The sequence below is a fragment of the Arsenicicoccus sp. UBA7492 genome (genome assembly GCF_002479615.1).
In the GTDB taxonomy this organism is placed as follows: domain Bacteria; phylum Actinomycetota; class Actinomycetes; order Actinomycetales; family Dermatophilaceae; genus Arsenicicoccus; species Arsenicicoccus bolidensis.
The window spans coordinates 1-18,054 of sequence record NZ_DLOE01000046.1 but is presented as its reverse complement, the minus strand read 5'-3'; the positions used below and the strand labels follow the sequence as shown (position 1 = coordinate 18,054).

Annotated in this window: 19 protein-coding genes, 1 tRNA gene and 1 pseudogene; 8 read left to right on the top strand and 13 right to left on the bottom strand. The window is 71.7% G+C overall.

Annotated features, from left to right (window positions below; translation table 11 throughout):
• Positions 1–54: 54 nt before the first annotated feature.
• Positions 55–642, bottom strand: coding sequence for a 5-formyltetrahydrofolate cyclo-ligase (locus B4E97_RS14045; protein ID WP_286960308.1), 588 nt, complete (start codon positions 640–642; stop codon positions 55–57).
• A gap of 93 nt (positions 643–735) precedes the next feature.
• Between B4E97_RS14045 and B4E97_RS14040 the strand changes: the two genes are divergently transcribed.
• From B4E97_RS14040 to B4E97_RS14005, 8 genes are all read left to right on the top strand, one after another.
• Complete coding sequence (locus B4E97_RS14040) at positions 736–2,634, top strand: GGDEF domain-containing protein (RefSeq protein WP_286960307.1); 1,899 nt, start codon at positions 736–738, stop codon at positions 2,632–2,634.
• 10 nt (positions 2,635–2,644) lie between these two features.
• A complete protein-coding gene (gene glp / locus B4E97_RS14035) occupies positions 2,645–3,913 on the top strand; it encodes a gephyrin-like molybdotransferase Glp (protein ID WP_286960306.1) in 1,269 nt (422 codons plus the stop codon).
• 62 nt (positions 3,914–3,975) lie between these two features.
• Positions 3,976–4,401: a cyclic pyranopterin monophosphate synthase MoaC gene (gene moaC / locus B4E97_RS14030; protein ID WP_051274128.1), complete on the top strand. Its 426-nt coding sequence runs from the start codon at positions 3,976–3,978 to the stop codon at positions 4,399–4,401.
• On the top strand, positions 4,398–4,886 hold the full coding sequence (locus B4E97_RS14025) for a MogA/MoaB family molybdenum cofactor biosynthesis protein (protein ID WP_286960305.1): 489 nt from the start codon (positions 4,398–4,400) through the stop codon (positions 4,884–4,886). The genes moaC and B4E97_RS14025 overlap by 4 nt, the downstream gene beginning before the upstream one ends.
• Positions 4,886–5,488, top strand: coding sequence for a GNAT family N-acetyltransferase (locus B4E97_RS14020; RefSeq protein ID WP_286960303.1), 603 nt, complete (start codon positions 4,886–4,888; stop codon positions 5,486–5,488). Before B4E97_RS14025 ends, B4E97_RS14020 begins: the two co-directional genes overlap by 1 nt.
• Positions 5,489–5,559: 71 nt before the next feature.
• Complete coding sequence (locus B4E97_RS14015; protein WP_286960301.1) at positions 5,560–6,429, top strand: hypothetical protein; 870 nt, start codon at positions 5,560–5,562, stop codon at positions 6,427–6,429.
• 46 nt (positions 6,430–6,475) lie between these two features.
• Positions 6,476–6,548 (top strand) — tRNA-Ala (locus tag B4E97_RS14010).
• 22 nt (positions 6,549–6,570) lie between these two features.
• Positions 6,571–6,993: a hypothetical protein gene (locus tag B4E97_RS14005; protein WP_229119382.1), complete on the top strand. Its 423-nt coding sequence runs from the start codon at positions 6,571–6,573 to the stop codon at positions 6,991–6,993.
• Between the two features lie 354 nt (positions 6,994–7,347).
• On the opposite strand, the pseudogene B4E97_RS19175 reads toward B4E97_RS14005, so the two are convergent.
• The 12 genes and pseudogenes from B4E97_RS19175 to B4E97_RS13945 all read right to left on the bottom strand — a co-directional run.
• Positions 7,348–8,217, bottom strand: a pseudogene (locus tag B4E97_RS19175) (recombinase family protein); the annotation flags it as partial.
• A 164-nt stretch (positions 8,218–8,381) separates the two neighbouring features.
• On the bottom strand, positions 8,382–8,579 hold the full coding sequence (locus B4E97_RS13995) for a hypothetical protein (RefSeq protein ID WP_286960298.1): 198 nt from the start codon (positions 8,577–8,579) through the stop codon (positions 8,382–8,384).
• A 13-nt stretch (positions 8,580–8,592) separates the two neighbouring features.
• Complete coding sequence (locus B4E97_RS13990) at positions 8,593–9,186, bottom strand: hypothetical protein (RefSeq protein ID WP_414632799.1); 594 nt, start codon at positions 9,184–9,186, stop codon at positions 8,593–8,595.
• A gap of 16 nt (positions 9,187–9,202) precedes the next feature.
• The gene (locus B4E97_RS13985) at positions 9,203–9,682 is read right to left on the bottom strand and encodes a single-stranded DNA-binding protein (protein WP_094429406.1); all 480 of its coding nucleotides are present in this window, start codon (positions 9,680–9,682) and stop codon (positions 9,203–9,205) included.
• A gap of 85 nt (positions 9,683–9,767) precedes the next feature.
• Positions 9,768–11,519: a type IV secretory system conjugative DNA transfer family protein gene (locus B4E97_RS13980; protein WP_286960316.1), complete on the bottom strand. Its 1,752-nt coding sequence runs from the start codon at positions 11,517–11,519 to the stop codon at positions 9,768–9,770.
• 35 nt (positions 11,520–11,554) lie between these two features.
• The gene (locus B4E97_RS13975) at positions 11,555–12,115 is read right to left on the bottom strand and encodes a hypothetical protein (protein WP_286960295.1); all 561 of its coding nucleotides are present in this window, start codon (positions 12,113–12,115) and stop codon (positions 11,555–11,557) included.
• Positions 12,116–12,126: 11 nt separating this feature from the next.
• A complete protein-coding gene (locus tag B4E97_RS13970) occupies positions 12,127–13,614 on the bottom strand; it encodes an ATP-binding protein (RefSeq protein WP_094429404.1) in 1,488 nt (495 codons plus the stop codon).
• Positions 13,611–14,387, bottom strand: a complete 777-nt coding sequence (locus tag B4E97_RS13965; RefSeq protein WP_286960294.1) for a hypothetical protein — start codon at positions 14,385–14,387, stop codon at positions 13,611–13,613. The genes B4E97_RS13970 and B4E97_RS13965 overlap by 4 nt, the downstream gene beginning before the upstream one ends.
• Positions 14,388–14,504: 117 nt before the next feature.
• A complete protein-coding gene (locus tag B4E97_RS13960) occupies positions 14,505–15,968 on the bottom strand; it encodes an SCO6880 family protein (protein WP_286960293.1) in 1,464 nt (487 codons plus the stop codon).
• Between the two features lie 3 nt (positions 15,969–15,971).
• Positions 15,972–17,318: a conjugal transfer protein TrbL gene (locus B4E97_RS13955; protein WP_094429401.1), complete on the bottom strand. Its 1,347-nt coding sequence runs from the start codon at positions 17,316–17,318 to the stop codon at positions 15,972–15,974.
• A gap of 31 nt (positions 17,319–17,349) precedes the next feature.
• Positions 17,350–17,619 carry a DUF6112 family protein gene (locus B4E97_RS13950; protein ID WP_094429400.1) on the bottom strand — a complete coding sequence of 90 codons (270 nt, stop codon included), beginning with the start codon at positions 17,617–17,619 and terminating at the stop codon, positions 17,350–17,352.
• Between the two features lie 138 nt (positions 17,620–17,757).
• Entirely contained in the window at positions 17,758–18,024 is a 267-nt protein-coding gene (locus tag B4E97_RS13945) for a DUF6112 family protein (RefSeq protein WP_094429399.1), read from the bottom strand.
• Positions 18,025–18,054 lie beyond the last annotated feature (30 nt).

Sequence of the window (18,054 nt, the reverse complement as noted above, 5' to 3'; positions counted from 1 at the left end):
GGTCGGGCGCGTCAGGCGCGAGCGAGCGGGCCAGCGGGTCAGCGGGTCAGCGGGTCAGCGACGCAGCCAGGTGATCCCGTCCACCGTCACCACGGCGTCGACGCGCTGGTCGTGCTCGGCCGCGGGCAGGTCCTCGTCCACCAGCTCCTGGGGGTGCAGCAGCGTCACGACCCGGACGCCGTCGCGACGCCGGGGGAGCGCCCGGTCGTAGCACCCTCCACCCTGCCCGAGGCGCACGCCCCGTCGGTCCACGGCCGTGCCCGGCGTCAGCACCAGGTCCGCCTGGCCGATCGCCTCCAGCCCGAGCCGCGCCGCCTCGTCCAGCTCGTCGCTGCCGAGCGGGCGCCAGTCGAGGTCGAGCCCCGGCAGGGTCACCGGCACCAGGACGCGATAACCGGCGGCGACCAGAGCCTCGTTGAGCGGCTCGGTCCCGGGCTCGGTCGGCCACGACTCGTATGACGTCACGGTGCCCCCCGGGGCCACCAGGTCGGCGACGACCCGCAGGGCGTGGTCCGCCAGAGCCTGGGCCTGCGTCTCACGCTCGGCGCGCGAGGTGTCGGCATACCGCTGCTTGCGGGCGGCCCAGAGGCGGGCCCGCAGGGCGCGCTTGGCCTCGACGGGGGTCGTGAGCGGGGTGTCCATGCCACGGATTCTGTCAGGCACGGACCCGTGAGGAGGAGGGGCGGATCGGTCTCGTGCCACGATGGGCCGACCCACCCACCTCGAGGAGGACCCGTGTCCATCCGGACCCGCCTGGCGATCGTGCTCGCCGCCGTGGTCCTGCCGGTCCTGCTCGTGGCCGGGCTCGTGGCGGGGGTCCTGCTGCCGCGTGCGCTCGTGGACGGTCAGCGCCGTGACGTCGACCGCGCCACCGTCGCCGTCGCGACGGCCATGGCGTCCGAGTGCTGGGCGCTGGGCGACCGGGCCGAGGTCATCGCCCTGTCGATCGCCAACGGGCGCCCGCCGGCCACGGTCCTCGCGGAGGAGACCCGCGGCGGACTGGGGGCGGAGCGGGGCTATGCCGTGGTGCTGCGCGGGGGCGCCGTGCTGGCGGCCTCGTCCTCGGCGCCGCGACCCACGCCCACCAAGCTGCCCACCACGCGCTGCTCGACCGTGAGCGAGCCCGCCGGCGCCCACCTCGCGGAGCGGGTCGACCTCACCACCACCCAGGGGACGCTGACGGTCCACGTCGTCGAGCCCCTCACCGCAGGGCGGCTGGACGCGCTCACCCGTCAGGCCGCGGCCGGGGACGTGCGCACGATCCTCCAGTGCGCGGGCGGCGTCGAGGTCCACCCGAGCTCGGACCGCGGCCAGGGGGCCATCGCGCGGACCGCCGCCGCCGGGCCCGGGCGTCCCTGCGCGGTGCAGGGCTCGGCCGCCGATCCGGTCGGTGGGGCGAGGGCCTGGATGCCCCTCCTGCTCATCCTGCTGGTGCTGGCGGCGGCCGTCGGTCTGCTCCGCTGGCTGGCCCGGGAGCTCACCGCGCCGCTGCTCGCCCTCACCGAGGGCACCCGCCGCATCGCGGACGGCGACCTGACCGTGCGTCTGCCGGAGGGACGCGACGACGAGATCGGCCAGCTGTCGCGGGAGTTCAACGCGATGGCGGTCGAGCTGGACCAGCGCATGGCCGAGCTGACGTCGAGCCGAGAGACCCTGCAGGACACCGTCCGACGGATCGCGGCCACCCTGCAGCGCACCCACGACCTCGACGGCCTGCTGGCGGCGCTGTGCGCCCTCGCGGAGACGACGACCGGGTCCACCTGCGCCGTCGTGTGGATGCGCGAGGGCAGCGGCCTGCGCGCGCGCGTCGTGCACCCCATCGGCACCCGCCGTCCCGGCACCGGCCGGATCCGCGCGGCCGAGAGCGCCGTCGGCGAGGTCGTCCGTGACCGCCGCGTGGTCGTGCTCGACGACGCGGGGGACGAGCCCGGCGCGGTCCTGCGCGGCCGGCTGTGCGCCGCGCCGCTCGTGTCCGGCGACGACGTGATCGGTGCGCTGGTCGTCGAGCGGGCGGCCGGCGCGACGGCATACGACGACACGACCGGGGAGCTGCTCGACCTCGTGGCCGGGCCGGCCGGGGTCGCCATCGACAACGCGATCCTGCACCGCCGGGCGCAGCGCCAGTCCGTGATCGACCCGCTCACCGGGGTCGGCAACCTGCGCATGCTCACGACCACGCTGGGCCGCGAGGTCGAGCGGGCGCGGTCGTTCGGGCGTCAGGTGTCGCTCCTGATCGTGGACATCGATCGGTTCCGGCAGGTCAACGACGAGCACGGGCACTCCGTCGGCGACGGGGTCCTGGCTGCGCTGGCGGCCCGCATCGTCGAGCTGGTCCCGCCCGTCGACGTCGTCGCGCGCTACGGCGGGGAGGAGATGGCCGTCGTCTGCCCCGAGCGCGGCGAGGAGGAGTGCCTGCGGCTCGCCGAGCGGATCGTCGGTGACCTGCGCTCCCGTCCGCTGCAGGTCGACGACCGCGAGATCCCCATCACCTGCAGCGTGGGGATCGCCACCTGGCCACAGGACGCCGCCACGGCACCCGAGCTCGTGTCGGCCGCCGACGCCGCGATGAACGCCGCCAAGCGCGCCGGGCGTGACCGGGCGGTGGCCTCGAGGCATGTCGGACCCGTCGACTAGTGTCCGCAGCATGTCCGACGCACCCCGGCTGATGCCGGTCGACGAGCACCTGCGCCTCCTCCTCGAGGCCTGCGCCACCGTGCCCCGCCGCACGTCCGAGGTCCCGGTGGCCGAGGCGCACGGCTGCGTCCTGGCCCAGGACGTGCGCAGCGCCGTCGACGTCCCGGCGTTCACCAACTCGGCGATGGACGGGTATGCCGTCCGGGCCGCCGAGCTCGTGGGGGCCGGTGACCGCCCCGTGGTCCTGCCCGTTGCGGGCGACATCCCCGCCGGACGCACCGACCGGGTCACCCTCGTGCCGGGCACGACGATGCGCATCATGACCGGCGCCGCCCTGCCCGACGGCGCCGACGCCGTTGTCCCCGTCGAGCTCACCGACGGCGGCACCGAGCGGGTCACCCTGCGCCAGCAGCCGCAGGTCGGCGCCCACGTCCGCCCCGCCGGCGACGACCTGTCCCGCGGCGAGCTTGCCCTGGCCGCAGGCACGTTCGTGGACGCCCGGGTCCTTGCGCTGCTCGTGTCCCTCGGGCATCCTCTGGTCGAGGTCGTCGTGCCGCCCCGGGTCGTCGTCCTCTCCACCGGCGACGAGCTGGTCGAGCCGGGCGGCACGGCCGGGCACGGCACGGTCGTCGACAGCAACGGCCCGATGCTCGTGGCCGTTCTGCGCGAGCACGGCTTCACGGCCGAGCGGGTGCGCGCGGTGGCCGACGACGAGCAGGGCTTCCGCGCCCGGCTCGACGAGGTGCTGCTGACCCACGACGCCGTCATCACCACCGGCGGCGTCTCCGCCGGCGCCTACGACACGGTCAAGGCCGTGCTCGCCCGTGACGGCGAGGTCGCGTTCCGCGGGGTGGCGATGCAGCCCGGCAAGCCCCAGGGCTTCGGCCTGGTGCGGGCCGGCGACGGGCGACACGTGCCCGTCTTCACTCTGCCCGGCAACCCCGTCAGCTCGATGGTGTCCTACCAGGTCTTCGCGGCCCCGGCGCTGCGCCTGCTCGCCGGCCGCCCCGCCGAGGGGCTCGCGGGCATCGAGGCGGTGGCCGACGACGGCTGGCGCACCTCGGCCGGCCGCACCCAGCTGGCCCGCGTCCGCCTGCGCACCGAGGCCGACGGCCCGCACGCCACCCTCGCGGGCGGCCAGGGGTCGCACGTGCTCGGTGCCCTCGCTCACGCCGACGCCCTGGCCGTCGTGCCCGCCGAGGTCGACGAGGTCGTCCCCGGCATGCGCCTCACCTGTCTGCTCCTCCGTCCCCTCCCCGGCAAGGAGTCCCTCGCGTGACCTCCACCCCCACCCCTGAGCCGCCCCGCCTGACGCACGTGCGGGCCGACGGCAGCGCGCACATGGTCGACGTCTCCGCCAAGGCCGTCACGGCCCGCTCGGCGACCGCCCGCGGCCGGGTCCTGCTCGCCGCCCCCGCCGTCGCCGCCCTGCGGGACGGCACCGTGCCCAAGGGCGACGCCCTCGCCGTGGCCCGCATCGCCGGGATCCAGGCGGTCAAGCGCACCCCCGACCTGATCCCGCTGGCCCACCCCATCGCCGTGCACGGGGTCGAGCTGGACCTCGAGGTGGCCGACGACGGCGTCGACCTCACGGCGACCGTCCGCACCGCCGACCGCACCGGCATCGAGATGGAGGCGCTGACCGCCGTCGCCGTCGGCGCCCTGGCCCTCATCGACATGGTCAAGGCGGTCGACAAGCACGCCCGCATCACCGACGTGCGCGTCACCGCCAAGTCCGGCGGCCGCTCCGGGGACTGGTCCGAGTGACCTCCCCCTCGCGGCGGCGGGCCGTCGTCGTGACGGCGTCCACGCGGGCCGCCGCCGGCACCTACGCCGACCGCACGGGACCAGTCATCGTCGAGGCCCTGCGCGCGTGGGGCCTGGACACCCCGGACCCGGTGGTCGTCCCTGACGGTGACCCCGTGGGGGACGCCATACGGTCCGCCGTCGACGACGGAGTCGACCTCGTCGTCACCACAGGCGGGACGGGCCTGTCGCCGACCGACCGCACCCCCGAGGTGACCCGGGCGGTGATCGACCGCGAGGTGCCCGGCATCGCCGAGGCCATCCGCGGCGCCGGGCTGGCGCAGGGCATCCCCACCGCCTCGCTGTCCCGCGGCCTCGCCGGCCTCGCCGGCACGACCCTGGTCGTCAACCTCCCCGGGTCCCGCGGCGGGGTCGCCGACGGGCTGGGCGTGCTGGAGCAGGTCGTGCCGCACGCCCTCGACCAGGTGGGCGGGGGCGATCACTGATGGCGGCGTGGCCGGTGCGGCTCGAGGCGAGCCTGCCCGACGGGGGAGCGCTCGTGCTGCGCGGCCTGCGTCGCCGCGACCGCGCGGAGTGGCTCGAGCTGCGGCGCGCCAGCTGGGACTGGCTCAAGGAGTGGGAGCCGACCTTCCCGCGAGCGGGCCAGGAGGCCAAGCCCTTTCCCGAGTACGTCCGCCACCAGGCCCGCGAGGCGCGCGCCGGCCGGCAGCTCCCGTTCGCGGTCGAGGTGGACGGTCGGCTCTGCGGTGCGGTCAACCTCTCCCAGATCATGGAGGGCGCGCTGTGGGGCGCCACGGCGGGCTACTGGTGCGCGCCCACCCACGCCGGCCGGGGCATCGTGCCGCTGGCCCTGGCCACCGCCTGCGACTACGCCGTGGGGGAGCGCGGCCTGCACCGCATCGAGGTCAACATCCGCCCCGACAACACCAAGTCGCTCGCCGTCGTGCGCAAGCTCGGGTTCCGCGACGAGGGGCTGCGCGAGCACTACCTGCACATCGACGGCGCCTGGCGCGACCACCGGACCTTCGCCCTGACGACCGAGGACCTCCGCGGAGCGACCTTCACGGACCGGCTCAGGAGGGCATGATCCAGGGCAATCCGCCGACACACCCGCGCGGTTGAGCGTTCATCACCCGTCCCCCCTCTAACGTCGGGGACGTGCAGCCCTCCAGCCTCGTCTTCGTCGTCGTCATCGGGTTGTGGGCTGCCTATCTGACCCAGTCGTGGATGCGTCGTCGGGAGCACCTGCAGACCGCCCGATCCATCGAGCGCTACGCCGAGGCCCTCCGGGTCCTCGAGCGGCGCCCGGTCCTCGCCGAGCCCACCACCGCCCGGTCGTATGCCGTCAGCCCGCTGCGGGCCGGCGCCACCGCCACCGCGCCGACCGGCGCGAAGCGTGCCACGCACGTGGCCGAGGACGCCGCCCCCGGCCGGCTCGCCCACCGCCTGCGGGGAGCCTCTCTCGGGGTCGCCGTGGCCGTGCTGGTCGCGCTCGTCGTGGTCACCGTCCTGCGACTGGTGCCCGTCTGGACCCCGGTCGTCGGCCTGGCGCTCGTCACCGCCGACCTGGCCTGGCTGCGCCACAGCGCCCGGCGTCGCCAGCCGCGCCTCGAGCTGCGTCGCACGGCCCCGGTCGCCTCGGCCGCCCCTGTCGGGCCCGCAGCTCCGGTCGCGTCCACCGTCCCGACCGCGTCCCCGGTCTCCGCTCCTGAGGCGCCGGTCGTGGAGGAGAGCCCCGAGCCCGCAGTGGCCCCCGTGGGTGCCACCCGGGTCGACGCTCCCTTCGACGTGCGCCAGTTCGACACCGTCGACGCGGCGCCCGCGCCGGTCGAGGTCGCCCTCGAGCCGCTCGAGCCCGGGCAGTGGCGTCCGACGCCGGTGCCTCGTCCGACCTACACCATGAAGCCCGCCGCGCCGCGGGCCACCCCGGCCCCGCTGCCGGTCGACGACGACGTGTTCGCCCCCATCGAGGTCGAGGACGAGTTCCTCGACGCCGCAGTGCCGTTGCGCAGCGCCGTGGGCGGGTGAGGATTGGGCCGACGTGCCGCCTCGGTGGTACAGTCGGTCCTCGCCAGGGGCTGTGGCGCAGTTGGTAGCGCGTCTCGTTCGCAATGAGAAGGCCAGGGGTTCGAATCCCCTCAGCTCCACGTAAAGTTGAACGTTCGAACCTTGCCCCGCTTGATCGCGGGGCAAGGTTCTTTCGTTGTGTGGCCTGGGGATGGCGTCGAGGATCGTCGCGATCGTCTGGGCTGGTTCGAGGGCGGCTTGGTCGTCGTCATCGATGGTGATGCGGTCGAACAGTGCCCGGTTGAGCATCCGCCGTTCGGCGGGTTCGGCCTTCGCGTACACATCACCGATGTCGGTGAGGAGGCCGAGGATCGCGTCGAGCCCGACCTTCGCGTTGTCGTAGGTCGATGTGAGGGTGTCGAGCCTGCCGGTGATGGCGTGGAGGCTCGCGCGGATGCGGTCCTGTTCGGTTTTGAGCAGGTCGATGGGGATCGCGTCGGCGTAGTGGGCTTGGAGGAGCTTGACCTGTTCGGCTTCAAGCTTGATCTTCTGTCCTTCGAGGAGGGTCCGTTCATCGCTGGTTGACTCGGCGAGGGCGTCGAACACCTGCCCGAGGACGGCCTGGATCTGTCCGGCCTCGTCCTCGGTGACGGAGACGTGCTGGTAGCGGGTCTCGATGCTCTGCTCGATGCGGTGGACGAGGGCGGCGGTGCGCTGGCAGTCGTTGCGCTTGAACCGGCGGCCGGTGCAGGTGAAGTAGTCGTAGGCGACGCCCTGGTGGTTGCGAGGCCGTTCGAACATGAGCTTCTTCCCGCAGCCGCAGTAGATCGAGCCTTTGAGGTAGTGGTCGTACTTCTGCGGCTTGTCGCCGGTGACGTGGTTCTGCTGGAGGATCGTCTGCACCTGCTCGAACGTCTCCGGGGTCACGAGTGGCTGATGGGTGCCGGGGTAGGTGACCTCGCGAAACGTGACGATGCCCTGGTAGTAGGGGTTCGTGAGGATCTTGTGCAGCCCCGTGGTCGTGACCGGCTTCGCGGGGAACGTCGGCGTGGGCCGGGTGGCAAGGCCGCGGGTCTCTAGCTCGCGGGCGAGCTTGGAGAGGGACCAGTCGCCGGTGGCGTAGGCGGTGAACGCGAACCGGATCAGGTCGGCCCGGTGGGGATCGAGTTGCACGTCGCGCACCTCGTGCCCGTTCGCATCGGTGAGGCGGACGTTGAGGTAGCCGATGGGCGCCTTGTGCGGGGTGCCGCCGATGGACGCTTTCTGCACGAGACCCTTGGTGACCTCTTGGGCGAGGTTCAGGGAGTAGAACTCCGCGATCGAGGCCATGATGCCGTGCATGAGCATCCCGGAGGGGGTCTCGTCGATGTTCTCCATCACCGAGACGAGGGTGACGCCTGCTTGGCGGAGTGTGGCGTGGATGATCGCGTCGTCGAGCCGGTTGCGGGCGATGCGGTCGACCTTGTTGATGATGCAGTACCGGATGGGGTGCTCGGCAAGGTAGTCCAGCATCTCCTGGAGTGCTTTGCGGCGGGCGGTCTTGCCGGACTCGCCGGGCTCGATGAACTCTGCGACGATGACCGCGCCGAGCTGGTCGGCCTTGCGCTGCGCGGCCTCGCGCTGCGCGGGGATGGACAGGCCTTCTTCGAGGCCGTTGCGGGTGGCTTGGTCCTTGGTGGAGACCCGCAGGTAGGAGATCGCCGGCACTTTCCCATCGGGAAGGGCGACGTCGAGGGCCTGGGTCGCGGGGCCGGCGAGGGAACGCAGGGCGCTGAGGTCGAGGCCGGCGGGAAGGTCGAGGAGCGTCATGGTCGTGACTGCCTTTCGGGCGCTCACCCATTCCCAGTCGGGATGGGTGCGGGCGCCGTTGGGCTGTCACGACACAGATGGGGAGGCCTGCCGAACCGCGACGGGTTCGGGCAACAAGGGGTAAGCCGGTAGCGCCCTGATGGACGTACTACGTACCGGGGATTCTACCGCTCGCTGCTCAGCAGCGCCTGGAGTCGGGTGCCGGCCTGCCCGGCCTTGGTGCCCGTGCCGGCTTCTCGCATGGCGACGCGGATGAGGACTTCGGCGACCTTCTCCACGTCGATCTGCTCGCGCCGGGTGAAGGTGACTCGCAGGTTCCGGTCGGCGGAGGGCCGCTGGGTCTTGCGTTGATAGTTCCGCACCACCGCTCGTCACCTACCCATCGTCTGAGCGCGCGGCGTCATCGAGGCGGGCGAAGACGGCGTCTTCGGCGGCCTTGCGGCGGGCGACCTGCGTGATCACGAACGCCACGAAGTCCGCGCGTCGGTCGGTGATCGGGGTGTCTTCGACCGGTTGGGCGGGTGGTTCGCCGGGCCAGGCGGTCTGCCGACTGGGACGGTCGCGGTCCAGGCGGGTGCCGGAGGCGGCGACCCAGTCGCGGAGGCGCTGGCGGGCGGCGGCGAAGTCGCGGTGCCAGCCGATCGCGGCGGACGCGTTCTGCTCGGGGTCGTAGGCGCCGAGCCAGTGCAGGTGTAGCGCGGACAGCTCCCATTGCAGCTCGGGGTGGCGGTGCCAGTACGGCGGGATGACCGACGCGGGCAGCGCGTAGGTGTGGCGGAGCCATTCGACCCAGCGGTTGAGGGCGAGCCATTCCTGTTCCAGGTCGTGGGAGAGCAGCAGGTTCCAGTTCACCGGCCGCGGCGGCCCCGGAATGTCATCGTCAGGGTCGAGTCGCCCGAAGTCCTCCTCCTCCCATTCCTCGGGCTCGGAGCCCAGGTCGTCGGGTGGGAGCGTGGCGTCGTTGTTCATCATGCTTCGCCCCCTCTCACATGGCCCGTGCGGGCTGCTCATAGTCGGGCTGGTCCTGCACGGGCGGCTCGAACGCGACCTGCCGCGCCGGTCGTTGACGGTCCGGGGATTCCATCTGGGAGCGGCGGCGCGGGGTGCCGACCTGGGTGTTCATGCGGGCGAGGTCGTGTCCGAACCGGCTTGCGATGAACTCCGTCGATTCGACGCCGGTGTTGGGGTTCGTGCTTGTCTGGGTGCGTCCGATCGCGAGGAACCAGTCGCCCTTGGCGAGTTTCACTTCGCCGCTCTCGGCAGCGCCTCGGAACGCCACCACATCGTGGAAGGTCGTGGGGAGCTTGATCCGGGACCCGTCGGCTGCGAAGTCGTGGTGCTCTTGCCCGGCCTTGAAGTACAGACGCTTCTTGCCCTCGCTGCCTGACGGCTGCGGATCGGAAGCGACGAACCCGTAGAAGGCTCTATCCAGTTCCGGGTCCGGGTCGCGTGGCTGCTCGTTCATCGTGTGCTCCTGACGGTCTGCTCAGGCGGCCACCTCTCGTCGGGGCCGCTGGGTCAGGCAGGTGCACCCGTCCTCCCGCGGTGGATCAGTCCCGGTGGGGATCGTGGAGGAGGCGTTCGACCTCGGCCCGGTCGGCCTTCAACGTGGTGCCGTCGGGGCGGTTGGGCCAGGCGCGCAGGTCGGTGATGATCGGCGGCGCGGAGCGGAGTAGGGTGACGGCGGTGCCGAACGGGAGCGTGCGGATTCGGTCTGGTGGGAGGATCGCGACCCTGCGGACGGAGCGCTGGTTGGAGCGGGAGCCGTAGTCGCCGACTGTCGTGGAGTCGGTCAGTTCGTCGCGTTCCCCGATCAGCGTGGAGAGGTCTTGCAGGTCGCGGCTGTTGGAGGCGCCTCCGAGGAGGATCTTCACGATCGAGGCGTCCCAGATCGCCCCGGCCTGGTGCTCGTTCCACTTGTCCCGCGCCTGCGCGAGCGACTGCAACACCGCGAGTGTCGTGATCCCGGTCCCGCCACCCTCGGCCATCAACGTCGGCAGGGACGGCAGAGGCGCGAGGTTCCCGATCTCGTCCAACGCGAGCAGCATCGGCGGGTCGAGGCGGGCGCCGGCGGAGCGGGCCGCGAGGCGGCGGACGGTCTCGACCAGATCCTCCACCAGCGCCGCCACCAGGGCGGCACTGTTCCCGGCCCCGGCACCGGTGGCGAGGAGGAACAGGGTGCCCCGCTGTCGGATGAACGCTTCCGGATCGAACTCCTCGCCCTCTCCCGGGGACACGGCGTCGAGCACCCGGGGGTCTGCGAGGGCTGCGAGTGAGAGGGAGACGCCTTGCCAGATGGAGTCGCGGGTGCGGGGGTCGGCGTCGATCATCGAGGCGAGCGAGTCCGCCCACCCGGTCGCCGCATCCGGATGGTTGGTGAGGATCGCGACCGCATCCGCCGCGCTCGTGGGGTCGAGCGTCCACCGGAACAGCTCAGTCGGGGTGCGCCGGTCGAGGGCGGCGGCGTGGAGCAGCGCTTGGAGCGCGGCGCGGGTTTTCCCTTCCCAGAAGTCACCGCCTTCGACGCCACCCGCGCTGAGGCCGGTGGCCGACGCGAGGCCGGCGGCGCGGATCATCGCGGTCTGCGGCGACTCGCACCCCCGGATCGGCGACCAGCGGAGCCCGGCAGGGAGACCTTCGGCGAGGTGCTGCGGATCGAACACCGCCACCGGTCCGATGCGCTTCCTCGCGCGCAGGCAGGCGGTGACGTTATCGGGACGCGTGCTGGTCGTGACCACCGCGCCAGGGGCATCGAGGATCGCCGGGATCACGAGGAACAGGCCCTTGCCGCTCCTCGGGGCGCCGACGAGGAGGATCGAGTCTTCCACGGAGGCCCAGACCTCGTGTCGGTGCGCGGTGCCGAGCCGGTAACCGACATCACCCGGTACGGGGCTGTCGAGCGTGGGGCGCAGGGTGCTGGCGCGGCGCATCAACGCTTTGGTGGAGGCGGTCTGGGCGATCTCGTGCCGGGTCGCGGTGCCCTCCTGCCGGTGCGGATCCAGTGCGGCCTGCCGCATCGTGCGCCGCAGCAGACCCCACGCCCAGAACCCGGCCGTGACGAGAGCGCCGAGCATGAGAGCGGCGACGACCCAATACACGAACGGGTTCAGGCCGTCCGCGCCGAGCTGCCCGCCAGGATCACCCGGTTTGAAGAACACCGCGACCCCGCCAGCCGCTCCGGCAGTGGGTTGCGGGGCGCCCGTGAGAAACGCCGCCACGCTACCGGAGGCGCGGAGGACGAACGCGACCCCGAGGAGGCCGCCGACGGCGATGAGGATCAGGTTGGTGAGCTCGTCACCCATCGCCCCGCTGCCGCCGGGACGGCTCTGCGGCCCGATCACGACAAGCTCCGCACAGCGATCGTGCCGGAGACCCGCCCGACCAGCACCACCTCACCCGCCCGCGCCGCCGCGACGACCGCGGGGTCGAGGAGGGCCCGTGCGCGCCCGTCCGGGGTCGCGTCGGTGTGTGCGGCGATGAGGGCGACGGCGACGTCTTCCCCGGCGATGAACCCGTCGCCGCCGTCCACTGATATCGGATCAGCACCCCGCTGACGCTTCACCGCCCGCCGCGGCTCCGACTTCTCCTCGGCCACAGGTTCCGGGGCGGGGCGTTTCGCGGCGGGAAGGATGTCGGTGAACGTGGTGCCGTCGCTCTCGTGGACGGTCACCCGCACGGCGATGGTCCGGTCGCCCGTGGCGTGGTCGATGATCTGCGCGAACATGGCCCGCCGCCACGCGCTCACACCGTCGGGCGGGTCGACGGGGCGGGTGTCGAGGGTGGCGGTGAGGGTGCCGTCGTCGTGCACGTCGAGCACGAGATGCGGCACCGAAACCGGGACAGACGAAGGAACAGCGGCAGAAGCAGGGGCGTGTCTCATGCCGCCAGGTGCACCCACCGCACCCCGGCCTATGTGCGCGCGGCCGCGCGCGAGCTGGTGTCGAAGAGCCGATTTTCGGCGGGATGGAGTTGATGCTGGACCACGTAGGAAGAACCCTTGATCTTCCACAGCCCCTGCCCGACCCCGAGCGTCGGGAGCAGCCCCTGCTCAGTGCCCGTCAGGCCGAGAGCGGCGGAGGTGGGGCCGAGCTGATCGGACTCCTGCCGGTAGATCACCCGCGTCTCCGCATTCGCGAGCAGGCTGTTGGCGAGGCCGCGCATGGCCGATCCCTGATCGCCCACATTGTCGAGATCGCTGATCTTGTGGAAGATCATCGCGTTCGCGATCCCGTACGCCCGCGCGAGCCGCCAGTGCGCATCCATCCGCCGCAACAGCGCGGGCTGGGACATGAGCCGCCAGGCCTCGTCGTAGATGCACCAGCGCTGGCCACCGGCCGGGTCCAGGAGCGCCGCTTCCATCCACGCCGACGAACACGTCATCAGCGCCGAGATCAGCGTGGAATTCTCGGTGACCTGCGACAGATCGAGGGAGATCATCGGCAACGACGGATCGAACACCTCCGTCGACGGCCCGTCGAAGAGCCCGGCAAGATCGCCGTGCACCAGACGACGCAGCGCATGCCCGACCATGCGACCGTCCTCCCGGAGACTGCCGTCGGGGTCGTCGGCGGGATCGAGGAGGTGATCGACGACCATCGGCAGGATCGGCACCGAGTTGTCCCGCATCGTCACCGCCAGCGCCGTATCGATCGCGGTGTGCTCCAAAGGGGACATGGGCCGCGCCAGCACCGTCTCCGTGAGCGCGCCGATCAGGTCACGGCGTCGGGAAATGACCGTCGCGGTCCACTGCTGATCGCTCATCCCGGCCGGCCGGTACCCCTCATCGAGCGGGTTCAACCGGGTCGGGAGGCCGTGGCCGAGCTTGATCGCACGACCCCCAACCGCCTCCGCGACCGCCGTGTGCTCGCCTTTCGGGTCGCCGGGGATGTAGACCCGCCGCCCGAACCCCAACGAGCGGGTGTAGAGCGCTTTCGCGAGCGACGATTTCCCGCTGCCGACGATGCCCGCCACCACCAGGTTCGGGGCGGTGATGATCCCGTTCGCGTACAGCACCCACGGGTCGTAGACGAAGCTGCCGCCCGAGTAGAGGTCCTGGCCGATGAACACGCCCTGGGAGCCGAGGCCGCCTTCGGCGAGGAACGGATACGCACCCGCCAACATGGCGCTGGTGTCCTGGTGCCGCGGCAACCGGAACCGGCCCGGTGACCTGAGCGCGGCGGGGCCGGGTTCGCCGACAGAGGGCAGATACCGGGTCGCCTTCCGCTCCGCACGCTCCGCCGTCTTCTTCGCTTTCGCCTCGGCCATCTCGCGCTGGCGCTGTTCGGCGACGAGCCGGGCGGCGGCCCGCCGGCGCTGCGCGCGCAGACGCCGGCGTTCTTTCGACGGGGCGACAAGGACGGCGGTGTGCAGGCGCTCGGCCTCCGGCTGCCGGGTCACAGCGACAGTCCTCGGTTCTCGGCGACCTCCGCGATCACATCCGGCAGGAACCACGACGCCCCATCCGGACGCTCCGACCCGCGATGCCGCCCCGCACCCGGCCGGGCAGGAGATGCTTCGGCGGTCGGCCTCTCGGGCTCGGGGTCGGGGGCGTCGATGCGGCGGGACAGGCCGACGTAACCCAGGTCGGGACTGTAGGTGAGGGCGTAATCGCCGTCGGTGACAAGACGATCCGCGGGAGTCTGCGGGGCGGTCTCGTAGACGTACCCGTTCTCCATCGCAGCGCTCACCGTCTCCGCGCCGTAATCCCAGCCGGCGAGGTATGCGATCGCGGCATCCGGACCCTGCCGGTCGATGATCTCCATCACCGGCTCCGCCTCGCTCCCTTGGAGGAACACGACGCTCACCCACCGGTACCGCGGGTCCTCCGGCAGCCAGGCGATCTGCCCGGCCCGGTTCGACGCCCGGTCGAGCACCGTGTCGGCCTGCCCGATGTGCGCCGCCGCTTCGTGGAGCGCGGCGGCGGCCTCGAAGGTGAGCTGGCTGCCCGCCTCCCGGTCACCGGAATCGGTCATCGCTCGCCCGGTGTGCTGCTGCTGGGCGCGGGCGAGCTGGTCGAGCACCTGCGAGAGATTCCGTGTGGTCGCCATGAGTTCGCCGATCACCGGATACAGCACCTCGGGGTTCTCGATGCGCTGGGTGGCGTGGGCGAGCCCGCGGACCGCCTCATATGCTTTGCGGGCATCGGCGGCAGGGTCGTTGAACGTGGGCATGATCAGGTCTCTTTCGATACGCGGGATGGGATCGCGGCAACGCCCCGACCCCGCGGAGGTGAAGAGGGGTCGGGGCGCTGTGCTCCCAGGTGCACCCACCGGCGCACGAACCGCCGGTCAGATGCGGCGTGCCAACGGGAGTGCCGCGGCAGTGAACGCGACGGCCTGCTGACCGGCCAACAGCCGGGTTTCGCAGGAGGCCTGGATCGCGGCCTGCTCGATCGCGGCGACCGCCGTATCCAGCTCCTCCACCGTCGGGGCGGTGACCGCGATCAGGCCGGTGTAACGGAGCACGCCGTGACCGGCGGTGAGGTCGGCTTCCTGGCGGAGCACGTCTTCGTACTCGGCGGTTTGGGAGGCGTCCTGGATCTGCCCGATCCGCCGCCGCTGGGCCTGGTCGGAGATGTGCTCGACTTTCCTCTTGCGGATGTCGCGCACCGCCTGGTCGGTGCGCAGCGGGGTGCAGATCAGCGAGATCGACCGCTGAATCCCCGTCGACAGCGCCACCGGGGCAAGGAATCCTGGGTACACCATGGACCGCGGCCACTCGCTGATCCAGAGGACGGCGTGGTGGCCGGAGTCGGTGCGCAGCCGACCCCACGTCTCGGTCACCGCGACGGGGCCTGCGGTTGCGAGGTTCTGCCCGAGCTGGCCGTGGCGTTCCAGGGTGGGGCCGATCGCGGGGTCGTAGGCCGTGCGCAGCATCACCGCGATCTCACCCGTCGTCAGCCATCCCGACGGGGTGAGGTCCGCGGCCCGGAGCGCGGCGAGCAGGGTTGCCATCTCCTGCCGGAGCACGTTTGCCGCGCCTTTCAGACCGCCGCCGGCGGTGCGGATCTGCCGGGCCGCCGCCCGCATATCCAGCGAGAGTGACAGCGTGGTGGCGTGGCGTTCCCCGGCGGGGCCGGCCCGCTCGATGAGTTCGGCGTAGGTGGTCGAGGCCCAGGAGCCGTCGTGAGTGCCGTGCTCGGCCCACCACTCCGCCAGCCCCTGCCCGGAATCGGGCAGCGTGCGCTCCAACACCTGGAGAGCGCTGATCCGTCCGGAGCGGCAGATCGTGGCAAGCACCCGGCCCCAGGCGGTGACGCGGCGGTTCTGTTCGGACGGATCCAGGAGCACGAACGCCGGATGCGTGACCCGAACCACGACCGTCAAGGTGTTGCCGGTCGGGTCGTGGATCATGCCCGCCCCGGTCTCCGGGTCCGCGTACTCGCGGAGCCGGGCCATGTCACCGGGCAGGGCGAGGGTGCCCGCCGGCCTGGGGGCGACGATTCGTCGCCGGTACAGGAGTTGTCCGCCGGTGGTGCGCCACAGCCACCAGGAGCAGATCGGGAGCCATTCGATCAGTGCTCGCCCGCCGATCCTCACCCAGACGAGGGTGATGGCAAGCAGCCAGATCGGGGCGGAGTAGAGGACGAGGATGCCGCCGCCGGCGTAGAGCGCCCCGACCAGGGACGCCCCGCCGATGCCGAGAGCGATCACCTGCGACAGCGACAGGCCCAGGATGAGGCCACGGCGGGTGAGCCGGGAGAACTTCACCGGGACCAACTCAGCCCCCGTGGTGGTGTCGGTGCGAGACATGAGCTACTCCTTCCCTCCGGTGGGCGGGGCCGGGTTCGGGTCGGGCGGGGTGTTCGGCACCGGAGGCGACGGCGGAGGCGGTGCCCCACGCGAACCTCCGTCGCGGGGGTTGCTGTCACCGGGTGCGGTGGTGCCGGCGTTCTGTGCGCCGCTGGCGGCGGCATCGGCCTGCTGCCCGACCTCGGCGCCGGCCTCCGACCCTGCTTCGGCGGCTTCCTTGACGACGACCGCGCCGACCACGACCGGGGCAGCGGGACCCGCCCCGGCTGCGGCCTCCGTTCCCGCCTCCGCGCCGGCGGCCTCAGTCCCCGCGGGCGGTGGCGTGGTCGGCGGCGTCCCACCGCCACCGCCACCGCCGCCGGAGTCACCGTCGTCGCCTGCGCCGTCGAGGATCTTCTGGGTGCCGTCGGTGTTCGGCTTGGACGGGATCGGGAGAGGCCGGTTCATCGCACTCTTCGCGTCCTGCTCGGCACCCATCGAGTTGTAGAGGTCGAAGCCGATGAAGCTGATCAGCCGGTAAACCATGTACGGCGCAAACGCCGCGATCCCGAGCAGCACGATGCCGGCGATCGGTTCGGTCACCGCGGTCAGTCCCGAGTCAATCGGTGTCGCGACCTGCGTAATCGCCACCAAAAACACCACGACCAGCACGAGCTTGGAGACGATGAGCGCGATCAGGAACGTCGCCCATTTCCCGATCCACCCCTTCGTGACATCCCAAGAGGCACCGGAGAGGGCGAGCGGGGCGAGGACGACGGTGACGAGGATCAAGGCCTTCCGGATCAACAGGGAGAACCAGACGATCCCGATCGCGGCGATCATGAGACCGGCGAGGAAGATCGACACGATCGCACCCACCCCTGGGGCAGCGATGTTCAGCCCGGCCAGCGCCTGGCTGAGGAGCAGGAGTTGGTTGCCCATCGACTCGGTGGTCTCGCCGGCGGCTTGGATGAGGCCGATGCAGAGCTGGTCGACGATCTCCAGCAACACCGTCGTCAGCGTGATGACCACGAACGATCCGAGGATCGACTTTCCCGCCCCGAGCGCGGCGCGGGACAGGGCGGTCGGGTCGCGGTGGATCATCCCGGTGATGAGCTGGAGGAAGAAGAAGATCGCCACGATGAACAAGGCGATCCCGAACAGCAGGTTGTAGACGGACACGAACCCGGGCTGGGTTAGGTCGACCAGGGTGGTGGTGTCGAAGACGGTCCACATGGTCTCCATCAGCCAGGCCGCCGCCCCGGCCATCGAGGAGGCGAGCCAGTCGAACGGGGCGGCGATCAGGGACGCGGTGCCCTCGCCGACCGCATCGCACACGTTGGAGATGACGGGGATGTCGCACACGCTCACGGCAGACCCCTCCTTTCACACGCAGAAGAGATCAGACCTGCTGGCCGACGCCCCAGAAGAAGTTGATGAGCGCGACCGATCCGCCGCAGATGATCGCTGCGCCGCAGGAGATCAGCAGGCCGGTCTTCCCCTTCCCCGCGAGGTGAGGGTTGCTGCTGTTGGAGCCGTAGGCCCAGATGATCGCGGAGATGATCAGCGCGAGGACGGACAGGATGAGGCCGACGGTCATCACGGCGCCGACGATCGTGCGCAGCTGCTCGATGCCCGGAAGCCCGGAGGAGTTGGGGTCGATGTCAATCACGATGAGTGCCCTTTCAGAAGACGGAAGACAGTTCCGACCGCCAGGTGCACCCCGCCCCCATCGGGCACAAAAAGAAGGCCCGCCCCGGGATGCCGAAGCACCCGTGACGAGCCCCGCCGAGCCGCCGCGCGCAGGCCGTTAGAGTTGTCCGCCGATGGTGACGAGCCAGTTCAGCCAGGCGACCCCGGCTCCTGCGAGGACCGCGCCGCCGAGGGCGACGAACACGCCGATGCGGCCCTTTGTCGCGACCTGGTAGTTGCCGTTCGCCGCACCGATGGCCCAGCAGATCGCGGACACGATCAGCATCAGCACCGCCACCACGAGCACGAACATGAGCAGCGCGCCGGCGACCTCACGCAGCTCGCTGATGCCGGAGAGACCGTCGAAATCCGGGAACACGTCCATCACGCCTCACCCACCGGCAGGGTCGGATGA